The organism is Clostridioides sp. LIBA-7678 (assembly GCF_056716065.1).
Genome location: NZ_CP196987.1, coordinates 3,142,584 through 3,163,869, shown reverse-complemented (window position 1 = coordinate 3,163,869; position 21,286 = coordinate 3,142,584). Strand labels below are relative to the sequence as shown.

The window sequence follows — 21,286 nt, the reverse complement described above, 5'->3', positions numbered from 1 at the left end:
GATATTTATATCATGCGCTAGAAAAGTAAAATAATTATCCTGTAAATAAAATCTATAAACAAAATCTATGAATTGATAGGAAATTATCAATTTGTTATTAATAAAGTCTCATGGTACAATAAATTTATAAAATCTAGATAAAGATAAATCAAAAAACACTTTTGTTTTTAAAGTTAAATAATACTACTAGTAGGATAATTAAAAATATAAAATCAAAAACACTATTGTTTTTAAAGAAAATAAAGGGGGCAAATTTAACTCATGAATAATCAAAAAAATCTTAATATTCCAATTACAATTAGTTCTTATACATTAGGTACAGAAGTTTCATTCCGTGATAGAGTACGTATTGCGAAAGAAGCTGGTTTTGATGGTATTGGATTACGAGCTGAAAATTATGTAGATGCAAAACATGCTGGCGTTACAGATGAAGAAATGCTTGCGATTCTTGATGAATATAATATGAAGGTTACAGAAGTAGAATATATAACTCAATGGGGAACAGAAGAAGATAGAACAGAGGCTCAAAGAGAAAAAGAACAAAATGTTTATCATATGGCTCGTTTATTTAATGTTAAACATATAAATTGTGGTTTATTAGAAATGATACCAGAAGAACAAATTATAAAAGCACTAGGAGAATTATGTGATAGAGCAGGAGAGCTTATTATAGGTCTTGAGTTTATGCCATATAGTGGTGTACCAGACTTAGCTACTGCATGGCGTGTTGTTAAGGGATGTAATCGTGAAAATGCAATGCTTATATTAGATACTTGGCACTGGGCTAGAGCAAAACAGACAGCAAAAGACCTTGCACCTGTTCCAGCAGACAAGATAGTATCAATTCAAGTATGTGATGTTTTAGAAACTCCTTATGAAAAACTTAGAGATGAATCACTACATGACCGTTTGGCTCCAGGTGAGGGATATGGAAACACAGAAGAATTTGTGAAAATAATAAAAGAACACAATATATCACCAAGAGTTATAGGGGCAGAAGTAATATCTGATTCTTTAATATCTAAGGGATTATCAACTGCTGCTGAAACTGTGTTTAATGCAACTAAGAACGTTTTAGATAAAGCATGGCCTGAAGTATCTCCAAAATAAATCTATACAATAGAAAAATATACAAGTATTATAATATGAAAATTTTAAATTGAAACTTGAAAGGAAGGAAAACCTTATGAAGATTAGTTCTATGTTTACACCTATAAAAATTGGTTCGATGACAGTTCCAAATCGTTTTGTAGTTCCTCCGATGGGAAATAATTTTGCAAATACAGATGGGACTTTAAGTGAAACCTCTAAGGCTTATTATCTTGAACGTGCTTTAGGTGGTTTTGGATTGATAACAATAGAATCCAGTGTTGTAGACAAAAAAGCAAAAGGAGGTCCCCGTAAACCTTGCTTATATGATGATAGTACAATAGATAGTTTTAAAAATGTAATAGATGCTTGCCATAATGCAGGTTCAAAGGTATCTATACAATTACAACATGCTGGTTCTGAGGGAAATGAAAAAATAGCAGGTCATCCATTAAAAGCTGCATCTGCAATACCTGCATCGAATGGTCGTAACACACCATTAGCAATAACGACTGAAGAAATATATGAGCTTATAGAATCTTATGGAAATGCTGCATTACGTGCACAAAAAGCTGGTGCAGATGCTGTTGAGGTTCACTGCGCTCATGGATATTTAGTTAGTAGTTTTATATCACCAAGAACAAATAAGCGTGTAGATGAGTTTGGGGGATGTTTTGAAAATAGAATGAGATTAGCTCGTCTTATTATTGAAAATATACGTAAAAAGGTAGGAGATTCTCTAGCAATATTATGCCGTATAAATAGTACAGATGATATCTTAGGTGGAATTGATGTACATGACAGTTCAGTAATAGCAGCATATCTAGAAGATTGTGGAGTAGATGGACTTCATGTATCTCGTAGTATACATATACATGATGAATATATGTGGGCTCCTACAGTTTTACATGCTGGATTCAGTGCAGAATTAGTCACAGAAATAAAAAAAGCTGTTAGTATACCTGTAATAACAGTTGGACGTTATACAGAACCACAATTTGCTGAATTAATGGTTAGACAAGGTAGATGTGATTTAGTAGCATTTGGTAGACAAAGTTTAGCTGACCCAGGAATGCCTAATAAGGCTAAAAATGGAAAGCTAGATGAAATGATACCATGTATAGCATGCTTGCAAGGATGTGTACCAAATATGTTCCAAGGGAAACCTATAGCCTGTCTTGCAAATCCTATATTAGGTCATGAAGCAGAACTTAAACCAGCTGAGATTAGTAAAGAAGTACTTGTTGTTGGTGGAGGCGTTGGAGGTATGCTTGCAGCATGGATATGTGCTAAAAGAGGACATAATGTAACTTTGGTTGAAAAATCTGAAATGCTTGGTGGTCAAATGCGTTTAGCTGCATATCCTCCAGGTAAGGGAGATATCACTAATTTAGTTAGAAGTTACATTTCAAAATGTAATCAATATGGTGTAAAAATATGTACTAACACAGAAGCTACAGTAGAACTTATAAAAGAAAAATCACCTGATGCAGTTATTATAGCTACTGGAGCAACTCCACTTGTACTTCCTATACCAGGAATTAATGACTCAGGATTAATACATGCTGTAGATCTTCTTGATGGTAAGAAAACTTGTGGTAAAAAAGTACTTGTTGTCGGTGGTGGAATGGTTGGTTGCGAAGTAGCAGCTTTCCTTGGAGAACAAGAGCATGAGGTTACTGTCATTGAGCTTAGAGAAGAAGTTGGTGCAGATGTAATTTCAGAGCACCGCAAGTTCCTTATGAATGATTTTGAAAATTATAATATACATACTGTTACTGGAGCAAAAGTCGCTAAATTCTATGATGATGGTGTTGATTATTTACTTGCAGATAGTACAGAACATGATTTAAAAGGATTTGACTCAGTAGTACTTGCTATGGGTTCTCGTAATTATGACCCATTAAGCGAGGTTGTAAAACAATTTGTAAAAGAAACTCATGTTGTTGGAGATGCAGTAAAAGCACGTAGAGCATTAGATGCAACAAAAGAAGCATTTGAGGTAGCATTAAATATATAAATAATAAATAAATTTTTCTTTGCAAATAGTTGAATAGATTATTTGCAAAGAAAATGATAATATTGGGAGGAAAAGATAGTTATGGAAATTTCAGGTAGAACAGGATTGTTTGCATTAATAGGTACACCAGTTGGTCATTCTAAATCACCAGTGATGTATAACTATAGTTTTGAAAAATTAGATTTAGATTATAGATATTTAGCTTTTGATATTACAGTAGATAAGGTAAAAGATGCACTTTCGGCAATAAAAACTTTTAATATAAAGGGTGCTAATGTAACTATGCCATGTAAATCTGCTGTTACAGAATATATGGACGAACTTTCTCCAGCAGCTCGTATAATTGGAGCATGTAATACAATTGTAAATGAAGATGGAAAGTTAGTTGGTCATATAACAGATGGGGTAGGTTATGTTCGTAATTTAAAAGAAAATGGAGTAGAAGTTAAAGATAAAAAGATTACAATTATGGGTGCTGGTGGTGCAGCAACTGCTATACAGGTACAATGTGCATTAGATGGTGCAAGAGAAATATCTATTTTCAATGCTAAGGATGATTTTTATAAAAGAGCAGAAAAAACAGTTGAGAATATAAAAAAAGAAGTACCAGAATGTGTTGTTAACCTATATGACTTGGATGATATAGAAAAGCTTTATGAAGAGATAGAATCAAGTGATATATTGACAAATGCAACTCTTATTGGTATGAAACCTTATGATAATGAAACTAATATAAAAGATGTTAGTGTTTTAAGAAAAGAATTGGTAGTAACAGATGTTGTTTATAATCCAAAGAAAACAAAAATGATTGAAGATGCAGAAGCTAATGGATGTAAAGCTATTGGCGGATTAGGAATGTTATTATATCAAGGAGCAGAAGCCTTTAATCTATACACTGGATTAGAAATGCCTGTAGAAGAGATTAAGGAATTGTGTTTTAAATAGTAATTTACAAATTGTCATAGTGGGTTATATATCACAGTCTAGTCAGGTTTAAAGGTTTGACTATACTTTAAACCCATTATGGTGATGAGTTTATTGTACACAAAAATGTTAATAAATTAACAAGAATAGGAGAAGAACTATGAACAATAAAAAGTATTATCCTACTGCCATAGCATTGTATTTTTCATATTTTTTACTTGGTATCGGAATTTCAATTTTAGGACAATATAAACCAGAATTTTCATCAATGTGGGGGGCTAAAACATTATCAGATGGTACATTAGATGTAAGTATTGTTTTAGCTGTTATTGCCGCATTAGGATTGGGTAGACTTATATCATATCCATTTGCAGGGCCTATTTCAGATAAGTATGGAAGAAAAGTAAGTGGACTTATAGGAAATTTTCTACATGCAATTTTCTTTGTTGGAATTGTATTTTCACCAAATTTTTATGTAGCATATGTATTTGCAATAATTGGGGGAGCAGCAAATTCATTTTTAGATACTTGTGTAACTCCTTCTTGTATGGAGATATTTGCTAGTTTGGGAACAATAGCTAATATGTTTACTAAATTTACAATAGCTTTAGCACAATTTTTACTTCCTTTTATAATTGGATTTGTCGCAGCAAATTCAATATCATTTAAAGTTATTTTTATAGTGACAGCGATTCTTATTGTTATAGATGCAATTTTGATAGCGATATTACCATTTCCACCAGCTAATAATGTTACTGATAATAAAGGAAAAACAGTTAAATCAGAAAAGATGAAATTTACACCAACAAGTATAGCTCTTGTTTGCATTGGTTTTACATGTACATCAACATTTGTACTATGGTTAAATTGCAATCAGGAATTGGGAAAATTATATGGCATGGCCGACCCTACAAAAATTCAGTCTTTCTACTCAATGGGAGTAATATGTGCAGTATTAATAACTTCTGTACTTATTAAAAAATATATTAAGCCAATAAGAATACTAGTTATATATCCTATAATAGCCTTATTTATGTTATTAATAGTATATTTTGTTCAAACACCAACTATTTGTATGCTAGGAGGATTTGTAATTGGTTATTCAGCAGCAGGTGGTGTTCTTCAATTAACCACATCAACAGCAAATGAAATGTTTCCAACTAATAAAGGAAAAATAACGTCTATAGTTATGATTGCATCGAGTATAGCAAACTATGTTATATTAAACATAGCAGGTATTATTACAAAATCAGGTGGAGTAAATGGACCAAAATATGTTGTATTATTTAATGTGGCTATAACTTTTGTTGGAATTTTACTTGCCTTATTTGTAAATATGAGATATGGAAAAGAAAAAGTGTATGATTATGATGTTTAATATTAGTATAATATAATTGTAAGGATTTTTAATTTTATCCAGTTTGAAAGCTGAGGTGTCACTATGGAAAATATAGAAAAGATAAGAGAAAAAATAGATTTATATGATGATGAGTTTATAAATTTGCTTGAGAAAAGAATGGAATGTATAAAGGATATTATAGATATTAAAAAAGAAAACGGTCTGCCTATTTTACAATCAGAGTATGAAAATAAAAAAGAAGTGGCATTAATTAATAAATTAAAGGGTAATAAATTTGAAAATGAAATTATAGATGTTTTTAGATATATGGTTAAAACAAGTAAGAGGATACAGGCTAAAAATTTATTTTCTTATAATATAATGCTTGTTGGATTTATGGGTGTAGGTAAGAGCACTATATCATCATACTTGAGTCATTTATTAGAGATGGAAAGAGTAGAAACCGATTTATATATAGTAGAGCAACAAGGTATGAGTATTTCTGAAATATTTGAGAAGCTAGGGGAGGAGTATTTTAGAAATCTTGAAAGCCAAACTCTAATAAATTTGCAACAAAAGAAAGGTCTTGTTGTTTCTTGTGGGGGAGGGATTGTACTCCGAGATAAAAATGTAGAATATATGAAAAAAAATGGAAGGGTTGTCTTATTGACAGCAAGCCCAGAAACTATTCTTCAACGTGTTAAACATAGTGATGAAAGACCGATACTTAATAATAATATGAATGTAGAATTTATATCTGACCTAATGAAAAAACGAGAATCAAAATATATGGCATCTGCAGATATTATTATCAATACAGATAATAAGACAATAAAAGAGATTTGTGAAGAGATGATTGTAAAGTTAACTGAATTTGATAGATAAATTTAACATTATAATAGTCTTATATTAAAAAAATTAGCATTTAAACAAATAAGGGTATTATTTACTGCTAGAATATAAGGTATTTACATAATAAATCTTACTAATATTACTAGAATTTCAAATTCTAGTAATATTTTTTTGTGTAGAAATGTAAACTTGTTGAAATAAGTAGTATAATCAATATAAATTACATCATGTAAAGGAGGATAATTTAATGGGCAGTATTTTTAAACAATTGCAAGAAGTTGAGGGTTATGATGGATACAAAGAATACTTTGAAATGAATTACTTATGTATATATGAAAATATACCTTTAAGAGAACAAGTAGAGCTTGCAAATAATCTAGTAGATGGAATTTTAAGTATGTATAAAAGTGAATCTAATGAAATCTATTTATTGGAGAATAATAATTTTAAACCTCTAATTTGCTATTTTGAAATTTTTATAAAAAAGATAAACACTTTGGTAAAAGAAATGATGATTGATAAGAAATGGTTATGTAAGCTAACTAAAGAATTAATATATAAAAGTGAAAAGGCTGAGTATGTAAAACTTGGATTAGTTTTAAGTGAGAAATATTTAGAAGTGGAAAATATAAGAGAAGTTGTAGATACATTTTCTAAATCTGGAGAATATGTATTTTATTTGAGTAATACTATTAAGAAACTAGAATTCTACAATACATATTTATTTAATTTATCTAAAAAAGCTACCGGCTCAATAAAAGTATTTGCTATTGTTAACATGGAGATTTTGGATTCTAAAATAAATTCCTATTTGATTGAGGAAGGTTACAAAGATACAAAATATGAACGATTATTGATTAATTATATTGTTTCTATTATTGATTTATATGAATATCTTGAAAGAAGAGATTTAGATAGAGAAAAAATAAATAACTTAGCACATCTGATATGTAACTATCTATTAAGTGTAGAGTTTAAATACATAGGAAATAAAGTTATATTAGTAAATCAATTTTTACCAATTGTAGTGACATATGGAACTACCTTTAAAAGTTTATATTCAATTTTTTTAATAGCTATAAATGTCTTGAAAGATGAAAATATAGAATGTGATAAAGTCGAATTCGAGAAAGAAATGAATGCTGTCTTACTTAGTGAAAAGTGGAAGGACATATATTTTGAAGCATTAAAAAATGCAAATGGAAAAACAGAAGACATGATAAAAATGTCAGAAATTTATGCTATAAATCTATCCTTTGATGATTTGTTGCCGTATTTGGATAGAGATATTAGAGATTTTGAAGTATATTGGTATATATCTAAAAAAGGAGAGACGAGTTCTAAATTAAAATTATTAAACTTTTTTGAAAAGAAATTTAACCTAGATGATTTAACTGGGAAAATGGAAGATATAGAAAAAGATAGATTAACACAAGAATATTATGATGATATGTTATTTTTTATTGTAATTAAAGGTAGTAATTCACTATATCCACAAGGGAAAAATATATCTTTAAAAGGTATATTTGGAAATATAAATGAAGTAAGAAAAGAATCTATAAATATTTTAAAAAGATACAGAGAAAAATTATCTCTTGAAGAGTTGAAAATAGTTAAAGAAGCTTACGAAAAAGAAAGAAATATAAGACTGAAGGATGAACTTAGAAGATTATTATATGAAAGCAATAATTTGAAGAAAGAATTTGTAAATATTGAAAAAATAAAAGTGGATGAACATGGTAAGGATATATACTTAACTTCAGTAGCCGTTGCTGGTTCAAGGTTTAGAAATAGAGAATGTCTTGAAAAAGAATTAGAAAAGAGTAAGATATATTATCTAAATAGAGAGAAAGATAATTTGTATGATGAAAATGCTATTAAAATAGTTGGGGAAACTGGGTATGTAATAGGCTATGTTCCAAGAAAAGATAATTATATTTTAAGTAACTTAATAGATGGAGGCAAGTTATTGTATTGTAGAGTAACTGAATACAATTTATATGAAGATTATATCTATGCAAATGTGTATTTAAGTTATAAGGATGTAATTGAAACAGTTGAAAATTCTCTGAAAATGGTATTAGATAAGAGAAAAGTAAAAGTTATAAACTAATAATCCTATATATTGCTTAAGAATTATATTATAAACAGTAACATTTGATATTATCTAGTTGAAATATAGAAAAATTTAAAATACAATGAATATATAAATAATTTTAATTTGCAATCTGTAAATATGGTTTTAATTTGGGGGAATAAATACATAAGTTTTATAAGTAAAATAAATGAATAGTAAATATTTAAAGAATTTTATATTTATATTGTTTATTAAAAATAGGGGGAGAACTTATGAAGATACAAAAAAAAATATTTATTATTCTTATATTGGTTTCAATAATTCCATCAATAATTATTGCTGGAATTTGTATACACAAGTTTACTAAAAATTCTAATGAATTGATGAAAAATAACATTAAAACAGCTACAATAATACAATCAAAACGTTTAAAGAGTTTTTTTAGTCAAAAAGGGATTACATTAAAAACGACTTCTCAAATTGCTGAAATTCAAGAGTATTTATCCAATGAAAATAAGAAAATTATAGTTGATGGAGTAAAACAAGAAAATATAAATAGTATACTAAAAGATATTAATAATAAAGAAAAATTTTTGCTTAGAATGTCACTTATTGATAAAAATGATGTAGTAGTAGCATCAAGTGATGAAAATATTATTAATAAAAAAGCACTAATGTCAGGTTCAGGATTTAAAGGCTTACCACAAGATAGTTTAAAGATTTCTAACATAAATAATAAGAAGAGTTTTTATATAAGTAAAAGAAACTTTGTAATAGGGTATCCAATTTGGATTAATAATGAATATCAAGGTTTTGTATCCTTTATTGTAGATACAGACTATATTAAAAATATAATAAATGATATACCTTCTTTTAATGCTGGTAAAATGATTGTAATCGACCCTATAGGAAATGTAGTAGCCAATGATGGTAAATATAAATATGAAAATATAATAGATGATGAAAGTTTTTTTAAAGAATGGGATTCTAAAAATTTTAAAAATAATCCAGATGGATTTATAAGTTACTCTGAAGACCATATCAAAAATATTGGATATTATTCTGAGGTATCAGATGGATGGTTTATATTAAGTACTGTAGAGGCATCAGAGATAATGAAGCCAATTGACAAGGCAATAATTGCTGTATTACTTTTTATGATTTTAATTATATTTTTTATATGTATAATTTCTGTATATGTAAAAAAACACTTTTTAAATCCTATGGGTAAATTACTTGAGGGGATAGAAAAAATAAAAGATGGAGATATGAGTATAAGATTTAATCTTGATACGAATAACGAGTATGCTAAAATTACTACTGCTTTCAATAGTCTGATTGATACTATGGTCAATAATTCTGAAGAACTAAAAAGAATAAATGATGATTTAAAGGTGCTTACTGCAAATATTCCTGGAGGAGTATATAAATACAGTTGTGATGGAAACTACATATTTAATTTTGTTAATGAAGGATATCAAAACCTATTGGGATATACAAAAGAAGAGCTTGAATTATTTTTTGATAACAAGTTGTTAAATGTAATATATGAAGATGACCGTGAAATAGTGAAAGATAAATTAGAAAGGCAACTAAAAAGTGGTAATATACTTGAAGTTGAGTATAGAGTAGTTCATTCAGATGGAGAGATACGCTGGTTATTAGATAAAGGACAAATAGTAAAAGATAAGCATGAACATTCGTGGGTATATTGTGTTGTGATTGATATTACATCAAGTAAGTCGGCACAAGAACGATTAGATGTAAGTGAAGAGTGTTATAGAATTGTTATGGACCAAGAGAATAACATTGTATTTGAGTGGAACTTAAATACAGATACAGTAAATATTTCTGATAAATGGGAAAAGAAATTTGGATACAAACCAGTAAGAAATAATCTAATTGAGAATATGCTAGAAAAGGAAATGATATACAAAGATGATATAGAAAAGTGTATAGAACTTTTTACTAGAGCTATGGATGGTGACAATTCATATAATGAAACAGAACTTAGGTTTAGAAAAGGAAAAAATGAATATATTTGGTGTAAAGTTAGATTATCTAGTATTATTGATAAGTATAATCAATGTACACGTGTTATAGGTGTTGTTGCAGATATAGATAAAGAAAAAAGGAAAAACGATGAATTTAAAAATAAAGCACAGAGAGATTTACTTACAGGATTATATAATAAAATTACAACAGAAGATTTAGTTAGAACTTATTTAGAAAATGAAGGTAAGGAATGTCGTAGTGCATTGTTTATAATAGACATTGATGACTTCAAGGGGATTAATGATAATCTAGGGCATTTATTTGGAGATGCAGTTTTAAATGATATAGCATCTAAATTTGTAAATATTTTTAGAGACAGTGATATTATCGGACGTATAGGAGGAGATGAGTTTTTAATTCTTCTAAAAAACTTGAATTCAGAAGAAATACTAAAGCAAAAAGCAGATGAATTAATGAGTTTATTTAGACGTTCATTTACAGGTAAAAATAAAGATTATAAAATTTCTGGAAGTATAGGGATTGCTATTTATCCTCAGCATGGTAAAAATTTTAATGAACTTTTTAGAAGTGCAGACAATTCATTATATGTAGCAAAAGACAAAGGTAAGGATTGCTATTGGATATGTGAAAGTAATAGTCAAACTATGGATAGTGAAATAATAAGAACCAAAAGCTTTACTTCTGTATTAGGTGGAGAAGAAGATATTGATGAGGCATATAAAACAAAATCTACATCTAAACAAAATCTTTCTGAGTATATATTTAGAATTTTATATGAATCCAAAGATGTTGATACTGCAGTAAATTTTATCTTGGAGCTGGTTGGTAGGTCATATAATGTAAGTCGTGCATATGTGTTTGAAAATTCGGATGACAATACTTATTGTAGCAATACATTTGAATGGTGTAATGATGGTATTGAACCAGAAATAGAGAATCTCAAAGAAGTGTCATATAGTCTAATTGGAGATTATAAGCAATATTTTAATGAGAGAGGAATTTTTTATTGTAAAGATATATCTACACTTAATGGTGGATTATATGAAATATTGGAAGCACAAGGGATTGTTTCTATGTTGCAGTGTGCAATCTTAGATGAAGGAGAATTCAGTGGATATGTAGGGTTTGATGACTGTAATGGAAATAGATTTTGGACAAAGGATGAAATAGAATCCTTGACCTTTATATCAGAAATATTAAGTGTATTTTTGATTAACAAACATAAACAAGATAAATTAATAAAATCTTATGAGACTACAAAGGTAATTATGGACAATTTGAATTCATGGACTTATGTAATAAATAAAAATACTTATGAACTATTATTCATAAATCAAAAGACATTGAGTATTGCCCCAAATGCAAAGATAAATCAATTGTGTTACAAGGCATTTTGGGGGAGAGATGAGCCTTGTGATATTTGTCCAATGAATGGACTTAATGAAGAAAAAAGGTCCTGTACAATTGAGATGTATAATGATAATCTTAATGTCTGGAGTAGTGCAAATGCTTCATATATAGAATGGAATGAAGAAAAAGGAGCTTGTCTAATGTGTTGTAATGATATAACTAAGTATAAAGTTAATGAATATAAAGTTTAATATATAACCTTTTCTTGTTGCTATGTAAGAAAAATATATAGCTAAATTATTTTTGAAGCAGATAAAAAACAATTGTTTTGTATATATGATGTATAATCAAAGTTATATATTCATATTTACAAAACAATTGAAATTTGTATTATTTTATAATTTTAAATTTAGAAGGAATTTTAACTTCTGCTTTTTCTTTTATTTTAGAAGCTTGTTCTTTAACCTTATTTAACAATTCAGACTCATTTACAACCAATACGTTTCTTTCTTTCATTAGCCATTTACCATCACAAATTGTAGAATCTACATTTTCACTAGTCATAGAATAAACTATATTTCCAATTGGATTATGCATTGGTAAGGAATGAATTGTATCTGGATTTAGAATAATCATATCTGCTTTTTTTCCTACTTCAAGGCTACCAATTTCTTTTTCCAATAGAGCACATTTTGCTCCATTTATAGTAGCCATTTCTAATACTTCTTCAGCAGGAATGACTGTTGGATTTAAAGTTCTACCTTTATGTATTAATGAAGTTAAATACATATCCCTCATAAGGTCCATTCTATTATTTGAAGGTGCTCCATCAGTACCAATTGAAACTGGTATTCCTTTTTCTAACATTTCAGGAATTGATGCAAATCCTAGAACTACTTTCATAGCTGCAGCTGGATTATGAGAAACTTTTACATCGTGTAATCTAAATAAATCAATTTCTTTATGAGTAAGCCAAACTGTGTGAGCAGCTAAAAGATTTGGACCTAATATACCTAATTTATCAAGATACTCAACTGTTCCAACTCCATTCTTCTGTTTTACAAATGAAATCTCATCAGCTATTTCAGCAATATGCATATGTATACCTGTATTGTACTTGTCAGCTAGTTGTTTAGTCTTAATAAGTAATTCGTCTGTTGTATTAAAAATAGTTCTTAATGCAAACCATATTTTGATTCTTTCATTAGATGTATTATTAAATTTATGGAATAGGTCTAATTGAGTATTGATTTCTTCATCTGTAGTTTTTTGCCATGCTTCGGGAAGTCCATCTCCTGTATCCATAACTGATTTAGCTAAACATGCTCTAAGTCCAGTTTTGTCAACAGCTTCAACCATAGCATCTACATATTGACCACCAGATTCCAAAAATGTAGTAACACCAGATTTTATCAACTCAATACAACATGCAGTGGATGAGATTAATGAATCTTCATAATTAAAGCTACTTTCAAATGGCCAGATTCTTTCTCTAAGCCAAGTTAAAAGTACAACATCGTCTGCAAGACCACGTTCTAATTGTTGAGATAAATGAACGTGTGTATTTACTAATCCTGGCATTAATATTTTTCCTTTAGCATCGTATATCTCAGCATCTTTATCAGCAATGTTGCTATCAAATTTGCCAACCTTTTTTATAATGTTGTTTTCAATAAGTATACTTCCATTCTCGTATACTTCTCTATCCGCATTCATAGTAATTAGATATGCATTTTTTATAAGTAATTGTGACATAAGTATCCTTCCTTTTTTATATATTTTTGTATCCACATATTATGATAATAAATTTTCTATACAAAGTTAATAGCAAAATCATTTTTATATGTAAAATTGATTTTGCTATTCATAAATTAAAAATAAATAAGATTTTATTTTATATATTTTAAAATATTAACTTAGAACTAAATTTACAACTGCAAGTAAACCTATAACCCAAAGTGTAATACTGATTTTATTAGTTTCTTTAGCTACAACATGCATTATTATGTATGAAATAAATCCAAAGCATAAACCAATACTTATACTATAAGTTAGAGGCATCAATAAAACTGTAACAAAAGCAGGTACTGCTATTTTGCTATCAGCAAAATCAATTTGCTTTATACTTTCGAACATGAACACACCAACCATAACAAGTGCAGGTGCTGCGGCGTAAGTAGGAACTATACCAAGCAATGGTGTAAATATAAGTGTGGCTAAGAATAAAGCTGCTGTTACTACAGAAGCAAGTCCAGTTCTTGCACCTGCTGCTATACCAGAAGCAGATTCTCCAAATGTTGTAACTGTACTAGTTCCTAAGAATGAACCTATTAAAGTAGAAGAAACATCTGCATATAACATTTTTCCTAAATCTTTTATTTCACCATTCTCATCTTCAAGACCCATTTGTTTACAACAAGTAATAAGAAATGCTAATGAATCAAACATATCTATAAACATGAAAGAGAATATAGGTCCAATTAATGAGAATTTCAATGCTCCTATAATATCTAATTTAAAAGCAATTGGTGCTATACTAGGTGGTTTTGAAATTATTGCTGTTGGTAATTCTACAAATCCAAATATAATAGATATTATTGTTGCAACAACTATACTTATTAATATCCCACCTTTAACCTTCTTATATTCTAATATTGCCATTAATATAAGAGCAAAAAGAGCTATTAAAACTGTTGGTGTAAAATCGGCAAGTGAAACTATAGTATCTGGGTTTGCTATTATAACACCCATGTTTTTTAAACCAACAAAAGCAAGGAAAAGACCTATACCTGCTGAAGAAGCTACTGCTAATTCTCTAGGAATAGCGTCTGCAATGGTCTTTCGAAGACCCGTTACTGCGAGTGTAAAGAATACACAGCCAGATAAAAAGACTACTCCAAGACCTGTTTGCCACGGGATTCCTGCTCCTATAACCAAAGAGTATGTGAAAAATGCATTTAATCCCATACCAGGTGCTAGAGCGAATGGAGCATTTCCTAAAAGTGCAAATATTAGTGTACCAATGGCTGTAGCTAATATAGTAACAGTTATAAGTGCGGCTTTATCCATACCAGCTTCAGATAATATTGCTGGATTTACAAAAACTATATATGCCATTGTTAAGAATGTAGTAACTCCACCTATCACTTCTGTTTTAAGGTTAGAGCCACGTTCGCTAAATTTAAACATTTTGTCTAAAAAGCTCAATGATGAATTATTTCCATCTGGTTGTACATTGTTAGTATTTGGTACCATTTTTACCTCCAAAAAACTTTAAGATATAAACAAAAAAATATATATTCATATAGATAGAATAGAATATATATTCAAAGTTGACATTCTATTCATAGAAAACTCATTTAAGGTGAGTTTGTAGAAACTATTAGACCATATTACTAATATTATATGAACATTTTCTATTTGTTTTTCTGTTGTATTATATCGTAATATTGTATTATTTACAATAAATTTAATAAAATTATTCGTTTTTTTGTCGATTTTATAAAAAATTAAGGTTATTTATTATTAGAAATTATTCTTTTTAATAATAAAATATGTATGGACATAATATGAGCCATGTTCATATGCCTTATACTATTAATGGAAGTTTATTATAGATAAGTTTGTGATATAATTATAAATGTACTGAATACAAGAATATTTCGTAAAAACTTTTTAATATATCAAATATATATATTAAGTTAATATATTAAATAAAATGGTGATAAAAAGAATATAATTTATAGTGGAGGGGAAAATGACTAAAGTTATTAAAGTACAAAAGCCTAAATTTACAGAGGAATTAGAATCTATTGAAAATCTTGAAAATATGCTTGATGATATACTTAATGATGAAAAAATATTTAATAAAATTATAGAAAATGAAATTATAAGTGATTTAGATGCTATAAGAGTTAGTTTTGAGTCTTGTATATTTAGAAATGTATCTTTTGAGAATTGTAATCTAAAAAAGATTGATTTGCTGGATGTAGTATTTGAAAACTGTAATTTATCAAATACATTTTTTGATGAAGGAAGTATATATAGAGTTGAATTTAAAGACAGCAAATTGATAGGAGTTAGATTTGATGATTGTATACTTAAAAACGTTCTTTTCAAAGATGTTTTAGGTAAGTATTCTAACTTTTCATTCTCTAAATTTAAGGTGGTTTCTATTTTGGATTCAAATTTTGAGAATTCTGTATTTCAAGAAGTAAAAAGTGATAATCTGGTATTCGAGTATACAAATCTTAAAAAAGCCAATTTTAATGGAAGTAAACTTTCTGGTGTAGATTTTACTACTAATAATATTGAAGGAATTGAGGTTGGAATAAACGATATTAGAGGAGCTATTTTTGATGTATCACAAGCAATTGATTTAACAAAATTGATGGGAATTATAATAAAATGAAAAAAATATTCATAAAATAAATTGGGAAAACGTTAACAATATGTGAATTTTTACCAGATTGACATTTTTCTGAAAATAAAGTAAGATTATCTTAATATTCAAAATATTTTCAAAGGGGGTAGTTTGGTGTGAGTAAGCAGATGAGAGATATTTTTGTGGTTGGTTTTGCTTTATTTTCTATGTTCTTTGGCGCAGGAAATCTTATGTTCCCTCCATTTTTAGGAATGGAATCCGGCAAAGACTGGTTAATTCCTCTTATTGGCTTTGTTGTTGCAGATGCTGGTATAGCAATGCTTGTTATTATAGCAACAGCAAGATGTAAGGGAAGCATGGATGATGTACTTAGGAGAGCTGGTAAAGGATTAGCAAGAGTAATGAGTGTAGCCGCTCTAGCATGTTTAGCACTTCTTGTTATACCAAGAACTTGTGCAACAACATATGAGATGGGTATTATACCTATATTTGGAGACCATGGACCAGCAGCTAAAGCGATATTTTCAGTGATTTTCTTTGGATTAACTTTAGCATTTACAATTAGGTCTTCTAAGGTTATAGACATAATAGGTAAGTATTTAACTCCAGCGTTATTATTAGTATTATTTGTTTTAATAGTAAAAGGTATAATTTCACCAGCAGGACCTATGAGTCCAGAACATATGATAGATAGAAATCTATTTGGTGAAGGTATATCACAAGGTTACCAGACAATGGATGCTCTAGGTGCAGCCTCTATGGCAACTATAATGTTAATGTCTATAGTGGGTAAAGGATATACATCAGATAAGGACCAAATTGGAATGACTATTAAAGCTGGTTTTGTAGCTTGTGTATTTTTAGCATTAGTATATGGTGGTCTTACTTATTTAGGTGCAACAGTTTCAACAATATATGATACTAGTGTACCTCAGGCATCTTTATTAGTTGAAATAACTAGTATACTACTGTATGGTCAGGTAGGAAAGATAATTTTAGGTATAATTGTAGCACTTGCCTGTCTTACTACTTCTACAGGTTTAACAGCATCAATATCAACTTATTTTGAAGGAATAAGTAAGGCAACTTACAAACAACTAGTTATAGGTATATGTGTGGCTAGTATGCTTATATCAAATTTAGGTGTTGACTCTATAATAGCTATATCAGTTCCAATCCTACAAACTATATATCCTGTTTTATTAGCAATAGTTATCATGGAGTTGGCTGGTAAAAATATAAAAAATGATAATGCATTTAAAGGTGCAGCATATGTTACGTTAGTGGTTAGTGTATTATCAGCTGTAAATGGAATGACAGGAGCTGTTCCATTTATACAAAGCTTACCACTTGCAGGTTTGGGCTTTAACTGGGTAATACCAGCTATATTGGGTGGAATAGTTGGTAACTTCATAAAAAGCAACAAACAAGTAGCATAATAATTTGTAATTAATTTAATTTTATAATATATAATTTTTTTAGTACTATGGGTAGGTTTAATCAAAACCTAATCTACCCATAGTACTTTTTAGATTGAAGTATAATAATATGTATATAATTTTTTATAATATAATTTTTCTTTGAAGTATGATAAAATTAGTAATAGTGATAAGAAAGTACAAATTTAGGAGGTTTTAACTAATGCTTAGAAAAATAACAGCATTTATGCTATCCATATGTTTAATTATTGGACTTACAGGCTGTAGTTTGATTGCAGGCAAGCAAGATAAAAAGGAAATTATAGATGACTTTAAAGTTGCAGTAGTAACTCAACCATTATCTGAGAACAAAGTACAGTATAATATAGTAGAAAGCTTGGCAAAAGAGTATGAAGAAGAGAATAAAATTGATAAAGACAAAGATGGTAAAGCTAAAGTTAAGCAAACTATAAAGCATGTTGTATTACCAGAAAACTTTACTTCTAATATAGATAACGCTATAAATCAAATAGTAAAATTGGCTGATGATAAAGAAATTCAGGCAATTGTAGTATCTACAAATCAAGCAGGTCTTTTACCAGCTTTACAAAAGGTAAAGGAAAAGCGTTCAGAAATAATAACTATTTCTGCACCTATGGGAGATGACAAGAATCAATTAAGCCAGTATGTTGATGTGAATTTAGGGGCTAATATAGAGGAAAGAGGAAAGTTATTAGCAGAACATTCAAAAGAAATGGGAGCAAAGGCTTTTATTCATTACGCTTCTAAAGATGATTTAAAAGATGCTAATATAACCAAAAGGCTAGAGAAGATTAAAGAGACTTGTAAAAATATAGGACTACAATTTGTACAAGTGGATACACCAAATATCAATAATGAAGAAGATAAAAATAAGGTTAAGCAGTTTTTAAATGAAGACATTGAAAAACAAGTTAAAAAATATGGAAAAGATATAAATGTATTTGGTGTAAATGAGATTATGGATGAAGTTATTTTAACTAAGGCTTTAGAGTTAAAGTATATAGTTGCAGAACAAAGTAATCCATCACCAACACAAACATATCCTGAGGTTATGGGACTAAAAATATCTAAAAAAGATGCTCAAAATTATAATAAAATAAATGATATGATAAGTGAAAAAGCTAAGGCTGCTGGTATGTCAAATAGGCTTGGAGGATATCCTATGCCAATGGATGCTTTTATACCAGCATTAGCAATCCATCTTGCTACTGAAATGGTAAAGGGAGACTTAACACAAGAAGATGTAAGTGCTCAAGATTATTTAGAGGGATTTGTAGAATTAAAATTTGGTATTGGTTCAGAATTTACACCTTTAACAGAGGTACTTTATAATTATCAATTAGTAGTCTTAAATCAATTAATCTATTAATATTAAAAGCTATGTTATTAGTAATAAAATACTAATTTCATAGCTTTTTCTGATAATAAATAAGTTTTATTATTTTATATAAAACTCTATATAAAAATAAAATCTTAGGATTATATAAAACATGATAAAGTAAATATGAATTACTATAGATTTAAATTATATTATTTTCTATTATTTTTGTGCCTTTCTCAGTTAAAGTGGAACCTTTTCTTCCTTTGCCAGAAAATAAGTATCCATTGAGTGTTAAATATTCTAGCATACTTCTTACTTCATATTCTGTGACATTATATTCCATAAATTTCATTAGTTTTGTTCTACCCATAGGTTTTATATATAATGACTTTAAAATAGAAATACATATGTTTTTGTCATATTGACTTAAATCATGAAATATAGAGACATTATTTGATACAGGATGATTATTTAATTTTGAAGATATATTTTGAGGTAAATCATTTATTGTAAGATAATTAGAACCCATGTAAGCCATATATTCAATACAATTTCTCAATTCTCTAATATTACCCATCCAAGTGTAGGAATTTAGAGTCTCTAAAAGATACTTATCCAGTTTAACATTTTTATAGGGAAGCTCTTTTAAAAATGACTCTAAAAGAAGTGGAATATCTTCTAATCTATTTCTAAGAGGAGGTAAGTCTAAAGTAAACATACTTATTCTATAAAATAAGTCCATCCTAAATTTATTTTCTATAATTAATTTTTCTAAGTCTTTATTTGTGGCAGCTAATATTCTTACATCAATTGGAATGATACTTGTACCACCAATTTTTCTAATTTCTTTTTCTTGTAAAACTCTTAGAAGTTTAACTTGTAAGTTGTGTGGCATATCTCCTATTTCATCTAAAAATATAGTTCCAGTATGAGCTAATTCAAATAATCCTTTTTTTCCGCCTTTTTTAGCACCAGTAAAAGAACCATCTTCATATCCAAATAGTTCACTTTCAAGTAGTTCACTTGGTAATGAAGCACAATTTATAGCTACAAAAGGTTTATTTTTTCTATTTGAATGATTGTGTATTGATTGAATGAAGGCCTCTTTACCTGTACCTGTCTCACCTGTTATTAATATAGGATTATCTGTAAGAGCCATTTTTTTTGCTTTTTCAATACAATCTTTTATAACAGAGCTATTTCCAATAATATTATTAAATTTATATTTAGCTACATAACCTCTTTTAACAGAATCACTTCTTATTTTTTGTTCTAATATCTCGATGTTATTTACATCTTTTAATGTAATTAAACAACCTTCTATATTTTTATAAAGATAAAATGGTTTTTTAGAAAGTATGAATTTTTTATCTATTTCATCGATGTATATAATCATATTGTCTATATTTAAATTTTTCGTAATTTTATGTAAAAAACTCTTTGGTAGATAATCCATTAAAGATGGAGATTTTATGAGTTTTTCATCTAGTTCAAGCATACTAAGTAAAGATTTATTTACAAAAGTAACTTTATTGAAAGTATTAAAAAATATTAAACCATCTCCTATTTCATCAATAGTCATGTAAAGTATTGTTTTTAGCTTAGATATATTATCCAATGATGTATTTAAAAAGTCATGACTGAGTGTTTCCTTAGATAATTTATATAATTTTTCTATAAATTTTTCATTTTTTAATTTTAATACCACTAGTAATGACATATATGTATCTAATGAAATTTTTCTCCATCCTAAGTCAACTATGTTTTTTATGTATTTTGGTATAAATCTAATTTGCCCTGGTGTTATAGCTGTATCCAAATCATATATTTCATCACAATCTGGATAGGTTGGTACAAAATCTATATGATTTATCCCGATTTTATATAGGTAGGTAGCCATTTCAAACGCTGATGTTTTATTAGTGGTCATAAGTAATGATTTTGTACCAGGAGGTAGTTGCATCATTTTTTCATAACCAAGCTTTGAAAGTGCTTTTGTTCCATGAATAATTTCAATATCTTCTTTAAAATGTTTTATTAAAAAATTACTAGTTAAAGGTGATAAAGAAAGTACAACATCTCCTTCTAAATTTTCTTTTATGCCATCGAGTATATTTTGTGTTTCTATGATTATCTCATCTCCAAAAAAGTTTATTAACTCTTCTTTGTAATGATTACTATTCAATTTATCGTATGTTATAAGGATTAATTTCTTTTTATCCATGCTATTTCTCCTAACAAAGTAATATTTATTTTATTTTTTTAAGTACAAGGTAAGTTATATTATACATCAAATAATATGATAAATTTAGAAATTCGATTTAAAAAAGGTTTTTATAGGTTTTTATCCTATAAAAACCTATTTATAAATATTTTTTGATAAATAACTAAGGCATATTTTTATATTAAGAAGTGTATTTTAATAAGTAATAAAAAAATAATGTATTTAAATAC

At 28.3% G+C, this 21,286-nt stretch carries 13 protein-coding genes and 1 riboswitch; of the genes, 10 read left to right on the top strand and 3 right to left on the bottom strand.

Annotation, left to right across the window (positions count from 1 at the left end; translation table 11 throughout):
• Positions 1 to 261 precede the first annotated feature (261 nt).
• From ACTG46_RS14880 to ACTG46_RS14850, 7 genes are all read left to right on the top strand, one after another.
• Entirely contained in the window at positions 262 to 1,110 is an 849-nt protein-coding gene (locus tag ACTG46_RS14880) for a sugar phosphate isomerase/epimerase family protein (RefSeq protein WP_054271275.1), read from the top strand.
• A gap of 76 nt (positions 1,111 to 1,186) precedes the next feature.
• Positions 1,187 to 3,109, top strand: a complete 1,923-nt coding sequence (locus ACTG46_RS14875; protein WP_054277317.1) for an oxidoreductase — start codon at positions 1,187 to 1,189, stop codon at positions 3,107 to 3,109.
• Between the two features lie 81 nt (positions 3,110 to 3,190).
• Positions 3,191 to 4,054, top strand: coding sequence for a shikimate dehydrogenase (gene aroE / locus ACTG46_RS14870; protein ID WP_054271273.1), 864 nt, complete (start codon positions 3,191 to 3,193; stop codon positions 4,052 to 4,054).
• Between the two features lie 139 nt (positions 4,055 to 4,193).
• A complete protein-coding gene (locus tag ACTG46_RS14865) occupies positions 4,194 to 5,411 on the top strand; it encodes an MFS transporter (RefSeq protein ID WP_074178539.1) in 1,218 nt (405 codons plus the stop codon).
• Between the two features lie 63 nt (positions 5,412 to 5,474).
• Positions 5,475 to 6,257, top strand: a complete 783-nt coding sequence (locus tag ACTG46_RS14860; RefSeq protein WP_054277315.1) for a shikimate kinase — start codon at positions 5,475 to 5,477, stop codon at positions 6,255 to 6,257.
• A 214-nt stretch (positions 6,258 to 6,471) separates the two neighbouring features.
• Positions 6,472 to 8,337, top strand: coding sequence for an HIRAN domain-containing protein (locus ACTG46_RS14855; protein WP_479923074.1), 1,866 nt, complete (start codon positions 6,472 to 6,474; stop codon positions 8,335 to 8,337).
• Positions 8,338 to 8,573: 236 nt separating this feature from the next.
• Positions 8,574 to 11,918 (top strand): diguanylate cyclase domain-containing protein, encoded by a 3,345-nt coding sequence (locus ACTG46_RS14850; RefSeq protein WP_479923073.1) that lies wholly within the window; start codon positions 8,574 to 8,576, stop codon positions 11,916 to 11,918.
• Between the two features lie 139 nt (positions 11,919 to 12,057).
• On the opposite strand, the gene ACTG46_RS14845 is transcribed toward ACTG46_RS14850, so the two are convergent.
• Positions 12,058 to 13,422 carry an amidohydrolase gene (locus ACTG46_RS14845; RefSeq protein ID WP_479923072.1) on the bottom strand — a complete coding sequence of 455 codons (1,365 nt, stop codon included), beginning with the start codon at positions 13,420 to 13,422 and terminating at the stop codon, positions 12,058 to 12,060.
• Between the two features lie 156 nt (positions 13,423 to 13,578).
• A complete protein-coding gene (locus tag ACTG46_RS14840; RefSeq protein ID WP_054277311.1) occupies positions 13,579 to 14,922 on the bottom strand; it encodes an NCS2 family permease in 1,344 nt (447 codons plus the stop codon).
• Between the two features lie 72 nt (positions 14,923 to 14,994).
• Positions 14,995 to 15,096: riboswitch (purine riboswitch) on the bottom strand.
• A gap of 328 nt (positions 15,097 to 15,424) precedes the next feature.
• Here ACTG46_RS14840 and ACTG46_RS14835 point away from each other — a divergent pair.
• From ACTG46_RS14835 to ACTG46_RS14825, 3 genes are all read left to right on the top strand, one after another.
• A complete protein-coding gene (locus ACTG46_RS14835) occupies positions 15,425 to 16,078 on the top strand; it encodes a pentapeptide repeat-containing protein (protein WP_054271266.1) in 654 nt (217 codons plus the stop codon).
• Positions 16,079 to 16,218: 140 nt separating this feature from the next.
• The gene (gene brnQ, locus ACTG46_RS14830; RefSeq protein WP_054277330.1) at positions 16,219 to 17,490 is read left to right on the top strand and encodes a branched-chain amino acid transport system II carrier protein; all 1,272 of its coding nucleotides are present in this window, start codon (positions 16,219 to 16,221) and stop codon (positions 17,488 to 17,490) included.
• A gap of 202 nt (positions 17,491 to 17,692) precedes the next feature.
• Positions 17,693 to 18,880 carry a DUF3798 domain-containing protein gene (locus ACTG46_RS14825; RefSeq protein ID WP_479923071.1) on the top strand — a complete coding sequence of 396 codons (1,188 nt, stop codon included), beginning with the start codon at positions 17,693 to 17,695 and terminating at the stop codon, positions 18,878 to 18,880.
• Positions 18,881 to 19,031: 151 nt separating this feature from the next.
• On the opposite strand, the gene ACTG46_RS14820 is transcribed toward ACTG46_RS14825, so the two are convergent.
• Entirely contained in the window at positions 19,032 to 21,056 is a 2,025-nt protein-coding gene (locus ACTG46_RS14820; protein ID WP_074178534.1) for a sigma-54 interaction domain-containing protein, read from the bottom strand.
• Positions 21,057 to 21,286 lie beyond the last annotated feature (230 nt).

Bases quoted from the DNA above. Each gene is read 5' to 3' on its own strand.
- ACTG46_RS14880 (WP_054271275.1), top strand. From the start codon at position 262: ATGAATAATCAAAAAAATCTTAATATTCCAATTACAATTAGTTCTTAT.
- ACTG46_RS14875 (WP_054277317.1), top strand. From the start codon at position 1,187: ATGAAGATTAGTTCTATGTTTACACCTATAAAAATTGGTTCGATGACA.
- aroE (WP_054271273.1), top strand. From the start codon at position 3,191: ATGGAAATTTCAGGTAGAACAGGATTGTTTGCATTAATAGGTACACCA.
- ACTG46_RS14865 (WP_074178539.1), top strand. From the start codon at position 4,194: ATGAACAATAAAAAGTATTATCCTACTGCCATAGCATTGTATTTTTCA.
- ACTG46_RS14860 (WP_054277315.1), top strand. From the start codon at position 5,475: ATGGAAAATATAGAAAAGATAAGAGAAAAAATAGATTTATATGATGAT.
- ACTG46_RS14855 (WP_479923074.1), top strand. From the start codon at position 6,472: ATGGGCAGTATTTTTAAACAATTGCAAGAAGTTGAGGGTTATGATGGA.
- ACTG46_RS14850 (WP_479923073.1), top strand. From the start codon at position 8,574: ATGAAGATACAAAAAAAAATATTTATTATTCTTATATTGGTTTCAATA.
- ACTG46_RS14845 (WP_479923072.1), bottom strand. From the start codon at position 13,422: ATGTCACAATTACTTATAAAAAATGCATATCTAATTACTATGAATGCG.
- ACTG46_RS14840 (WP_054277311.1), bottom strand. From the start codon at position 14,922: ATGGTACCAAATACTAACAATGTACAACCAGATGGAAATAATTCATCA.
- ACTG46_RS14835 (WP_054271266.1), top strand. From the start codon at position 15,425: ATGACTAAAGTTATTAAAGTACAAAAGCCTAAATTTACAGAGGAATTA.
- brnQ (WP_054277330.1), top strand. From the start codon at position 16,219: ATGAGAGATATTTTTGTGGTTGGTTTTGCTTTATTTTCTATGTTCTTT.
- ACTG46_RS14825 (WP_479923071.1), top strand. From the start codon at position 17,693: ATGCTTAGAAAAATAACAGCATTTATGCTATCCATATGTTTAATTATT.
- ACTG46_RS14820 (WP_074178534.1), bottom strand. From the start codon at position 21,056: ATGGATAAAAAGAAATTAATCCTTATAACATACGATAAATTGAATAGT.